The organism is Candidatus Angelobacter sp. (genome assembly GCA_035607015.1).
GTDB lineage: Bacteria > Verrucomicrobiota > Verrucomicrobiia > Limisphaerales > AV2 > AV2.
Genome location: DATNDF010000334.1, coordinates 1 through 5,593 on the forward strand (window position 1 = coordinate 1; position 5,593 = coordinate 5,593).

A 5,593-nucleotide genomic window follows, 5' to 3' on the forward strand; every position below is an offset into this window, starting at 1 on the left:
CTCCACCTTCGCCCACGCCGGCATGATGATCTCCGACACTGAAACCGAAGGCCGCGTCTATCAAATGTCCAGCGAGCACCACGTCAAACACGAAATCCAAATCCACAACGCCGCCCACTGGCGCATCTACGCGCTTCAAACGGAAGAGGAACGCGGCGAAAGCGGCCTCGCACTCCCGCTCGAAATCGATTCCTCCCACGACATCACCATCGCGAATTTCCACAGCTATCGCGTCATCAGTTCCTTTCAACCGTTCCCCTGGGCCGCGAAAGTTTCCAACTCCCACGACATCCGCTTCCGCAATTTCCATTGCTACAGCAACAGCAAAGTCAGTTTCGACGCCGGCATCTTCGATCAGACCCACAACTTTGAAATTCGCGACCACGAATTCGCCTGGCTCACCCTCTCCGGTCACGCACCTGTCGCACCCAAATCGCGCCCCTCGCCCGTCGTCGAAAAAGGCGCCACCGTCCAAAAAGTCGCTGGCGGCTTCTACAACATTTCCGGCGGCGCAATCGCTCCGAACGGCGATATCTATTTCGTCGACGCCCACTCCAACCGCGTCTACCACTGGGACATCTCCGCCCGCCAACTTTCCACCATCACCAACGCCTCCACTCTCAGCCCGGTCAACCTGATGATCGGCCAATCCGGAAACCTCGTCATCGTTTCCTACAATGGCGACGGAACCGTCTACGCGCTCAATACCGAAGGAAAAGTCTCCACGCTCGAATCCTCTTCCGCCGCCCCGCAAACCGACCCGATTTTTTATCTGCCCGTGAGCGATTGGACTGCAAACCGCGGCTCCCTCATGCACCCCGCCGCCTGGTTCATTTCACCGGATGGAAAAACCGTCCTCCCCGTCGGCTCGGATTTTCTGGAAGGCGCCGTGAGTTGGGGGATCAAATCCAGCCCGCCCATCCGCTCCTTCGGCCTCGCTGAAGCCACACCCGGAAAACCATTTTACGTCACGGAAGAATCCGGCCACCTCACCTTCGCCACGGATGTCAGCGCGGACGGCAGCCTCCAAAATTTCCGCCTGTTCGCCAATCGCGGCGGCGAAAACGTCGCCTCGGACACCAAAGGAAACGTCTACATCGCTGACGGCCAAATCTACGTCTACAACTCCTCCGGAAAACAGATCGACACCATCCGCGTCCCCGAGCGCCCCACCCAAATCCTCTTCGGCGGCCCCGATCACAAAACGATGTTCCTCCCCGCCCGCAGTTCCCTCTACTCCATCCGCATGCAGCAGCCGGGCCGATGAAATCCTGCAATATTTTTCATCGTTTTGGGGTGAGAACCTTTTTGGATTAACCTAATAAACCCTATTTGTGACCTGCTTGAAACAGCCGACCTTCGCCATTTATCGGGTCAATTATGGCGAGGGTTTCAACACTCTTACTGGGGCTGGCTGTTCTGACGTCCGAAGTCGATCTTCGAGCGGTCACGATGGTCAACCTGTCACTCAATGTGACCCAGCCGGGAGTGCCCAATTCAGTCTGTGTGCGCGCCATTATTTTAAAATCCGACGGGACGTACCTGGATGATGCCTGGTTTCCGACGACCTATCCCAGCGTGGTCATGCACGGAAAAGCGATGGCTCCGGGCGTGAGCGTCCAGGTGCCGGCCGGCATGACACGGATCATTGTGGGCAAGGGACCGGATTACGTTCCAAACACCATCACCACCAACCTCGGCCTCACCGGCTCATCTTGCACAATCAACGTGGCGCTGCAGCCGGCCTTGAACCTGTACGAACAGGGGTGGCGCTCCGCGGAAATGCACGTGCACTACAATCACGGCGAACACGAGATTTCGCGGCTGCCCTCACAGGTATGGGCCATCTGCGCCGCGGGCGGACTCAATTTTGTTTCGTTTTGCGAAGAGCATTACGGGGCAGGCACGTTGACGCGGCAGCAAATGTATGACCAATGGATTCCCTACCAGAAAACTGAGTGCCAGTTATACATGGGGTTGGAGGAGCCAAAAAACGCCTGGGGTCACCACGCCAATATTCTTCATGACCCGTGGTTGATCCGCAGTTCTCTGCCTTATTGGGCCGGAATTCATTCGGTGCATGAACAAGGCGGCGTCTCCTTTCCCGTCCATCCGCCGCGGCTTTTCCCAGCCCGCTCATATACGGATCCGGCCAGTGGTTTCAAGACATGGTTCCTGTATCCCTACAACAATTTCTCGAAATGCTACCCGCTGGATTCGCTGATTGGCCATTTAACCGACGCCTGGAGCGGAGTTTCGGACGCAGCCAACACTCCCATCGTGCTGCCGCCGTATTTTCAACTGCTGGCCATGGGCTACAGAATTCCACTCGTGGCAGACTCTGACCTTTGCATGGACCGCATCAATAATGGCGGCAAAGGAAGCGGATGCTGGCTCACATATTACAACCTGGAAGGCCGTCCCTTGACACCTGCCAGCGTGGCCGAGGCCATGCACCGCGGGCGGGTTATGAGCACCACCGGGCCGCTGGTCTTGTTCAATATCGACAATGCGATGTCCGGAGATACGTTGCCGGCAGATGGTGCTGCGCACATAGTCCGCATCCGTGCGAGTTACACCTTCAACCCGTGGACGCTGATGAATTCGACCTTCGATGGATCGGACATCACGCGAATCAGCGAGATCGATCTTTATCGCAATGGGCAAATCATCCAGAGCTGGAAGCCCAACACGCCCACGGCTTCGGTTCAGCAGGCGATCAGTGAGAGCACGCCGAACTCGTATTACATGGTGCGTGTTGTTGGAAATGAAGGACCGTGGATGGCCGGGTACGCCAGTCCGATCTATTTCGATAACACGCCCCGGCCAAGGCAGCCGAGCGGCTTCAAGGCTCTCATTCAGGGGAGGCTTTACGACTCGGCCTCGGGCCTGCCGCTGGCCGGAACGGTCTCGTGCGTGCGTTATGCCAAAACCAATTGGACCATTCCCACTGACAGCCAGGGCCGCTTTCAGGTGTTCGCTCCGTTGGACGCGGAATTGATTGCCCGGGATAACGCGGGCCGGACTTTTTCCCAAAATGTGCTTCAGCAGGAGCCGGTGTATGCGTTCTGCAATTACCTCGCCGACAATTACAGCACGAACATGAATGCCTCCGTTGGTGCGTTGTCGAATATCGTGCGGCAAATGAGTTGGGAGTTTCCCATCGGCTATCAACTCGCCGCTTCGTACGTTCGCGCCAGCCTGGCTGGCGATGCGGTGATGAGCAATTTTTCGATCGTGTCAGCTCCGCCTTTCACACCGGGAAAAGCCCATTCCGAAATCGCCATGCTGCTCGTGGATAAGACCCAGGTTCAGCCAGGAGACAGGATCAATTACGCCGTGATTTTCCGTTCACCGCGCCAGCCCCCGTCAGACCAGCTCGTGGTCGAGTTCAGAGGATGGGACACGAATCATCCTCAAATCTTCACCAAGTACAATTTGGAGGTTTCCGACGACAACGGTTCCGCAACTTTGGTCAATCTTGGAAACGGGTTTTATTTGCGCCAATCCTCAGTCGTGGTGCCGGCGTGGGCGGCCAATGTTACCGACAGCACGGCCGCCCTTGAAATGTACGCCACGGTCCGGCCGGGAGCCATTGCTGAAGATGCCCAGGTGCTGCTGCGCGTGGGGCCGACACGACGAGCGCTGCTGGTGAGTTCCACCTGGGACGGCCTGCCGGCTTCGTGGGCGGAGGTTGGCATTGGACCGTGCAATTTTCGCCGCGATTACACGGATTTTCTCGTCCGCTATTCTGACTATCGCAACCTGGTGGTCAACCTCACCTTGAATGGCCAGCCCATCACTTTGAATCCGAAAGTGGATACCGCCCATGTTGCCGATGCAGACGACGCCGAATTTTACGAACAGTTTTACTACGATGGGCAATGCGAGCCGAAATACCGCAATATCGCATTTCGCGATCCCGTCCGGCCCCAGCCGGCGCCGGCAGACTTTAGTGCGGTCCCAATCCTGAATCCACCTGACATGGCCCCTCCCAACGTCGTGGCCATCGATCCCCCCAACGGCGCCTCAATACCGGCGGGAATGAATCTGTTCTATTTCCTCGTCGATGATGAAGGATTATCGGGTCCGGCTTCGGCGACGATCTACATCGATGGGACTCCAGCCGCGAGCACGACCACCAACCCGATCGCGCTCAACCTGGCTTCCGGGCCTCATACCTGGCAGGTCAAAGGGTTCGACGTCGCGGGAAACTTTGCTTTCAGTCCGCTCACTTCATTTACAGTGGGACCCGGAAGCACGAGCCCGCCGCCGGTCAGCACGGTTTGGGTCGACGACGCTTTGCCTGCCGGAGCAACCCCTGACGCCGACGGAGGTGATGGCTGGAATTGGATCAGTAATAACCCAACACCAGTCTCCGGAGCGCTGGCGAACCAATCCAGCATTGCGCCCGGAGAGCACGAACATCGCTTCACCGGCGCGACTGCTACCTTGCCTGTGAGCGGCAATGATACGCTCTTCGCGTACGTTTACCTGGACCCCGCGAATCTTCCCGCGGAACTCATGCTTCAATGGAACGATGGTTCATGGGAACACCGGGCGTTTTGGGGCACGGACGCCATCGCTTTTGGATCTGCCGGGATCGGGTCTCGCCGGGCGATGGGAAAACTGCCGCCCGCCGGACAATGGACGAAGCTGTCCGTGACTGCCAATCAAGTCGGGCTCACGAATTCCAGGCTCAATGGCTTGGCGCTCACGCTGTATGGCGGGCGCGCCACGTGGGATTACATCGGCAAGAGTTCCGGCACACCCACTAATAACCTGCCGCGCTCTCCCGGAAAAATCACCGGCGGCCTGAGCAATGGACTTTGGCAGGTGCAAGTGAGCAACCCCGGCAGTTGGCTCTATACTTTGGAACGCTCGACTAATCTCCAGGACTGGACACCGCTCTCAAGCAGGATTAGCGCGGGCGGCTCAACGTTCCTGTTACAGGATGCAAATCCTTCGGCGCCGGACGCCTTCTATCGCGTTCACATCTACTCGCCTTGAACCTCTTCAATGCTTCAGGAAGAAGGAAAGACCGTTTGAACTCAACCTTTTCGTGGACGACTCTCCTTGTGCCGGATTTGGTGCGCATAGCAGGACTTGAACCTGCACGGGTTGCCCCACTACCACCTCAAAGTAGCGTGTCTGCCAATTCCACCATATGCGCCCAACAATCGGCCAATCCCAACCTTCGCGGACTGACCAGCCTCAATTTCAAAGGTTTCGCCAAAACAGTCAAGATTTTCCGTCCCCGCATCCTCATCTCTCCTGTTCAAATCCGTCACTTCTTAAAATACAATTCCTCAATATTCCACGTCACATGATACGTACTTGCCACCGCCGGCCGCACATTCCCGATGTTCGACCAGATCGCCGCCGCGGTTGACGGCGCCGCAATGCAGATCATCGGCAACTCCTCCGCCCAGATCGCCTGCACCTCGTCGAAATCTTTTTTGCGCCGCGCAAAATCCAGCGTCTGCATCTGGTCATACATCAGCCCATCAATCTGCTTCTCCCAATCCGTCGATGGCTGCCGTTGCGAAGGAAACCACTGATGCAATGGCGCCGCGGAAATCAGCACGTTCAT

Annotated in this window: 3 protein-coding genes and 1 tRNA gene; 2 read left to right on the forward strand and 2 right to left on the reverse strand. The window is 57.3% G+C overall.

The genetic code is table 11. The features are described 5' to 3' along the window. Both VN887_13480 and VN887_13485 read left to right on the forward strand, forming a co-directional pair. Positions 1-1,267: SMP-30/gluconolactonase/LRE family protein (locus tag VN887_13480; GenBank protein ID HXT41017.1), on the forward strand; the 1,267-nt coding region annotated here is incomplete at its 5' end. Positions 1,268-1,380: 113 nt separating this feature from the next. Continuing rightward, positions 1,381-5,010, forward strand: a complete 3,630-nt coding sequence (locus VN887_13485) for a CehA/McbA family metallohydrolase (protein ID HXT41018.1) — start codon at positions 1,381-1,383, stop codon at positions 5,008-5,010. A gap of 78 nt (positions 5,011-5,088) precedes the next feature. Here the strand turns inward: VN887_13485 and VN887_13490 are convergent. Further along, positions 5,089-5,173 (reverse strand) — tRNA-Leu (locus VN887_13490). 114 nt (positions 5,174-5,287) lie between these two features. Then, on the reverse strand, positions 5,288-5,593 hold a 306-nt coding region (locus VN887_13495; GenBank protein ID HXT41019.1), incomplete at its 5' end, for an ABC transporter substrate-binding protein.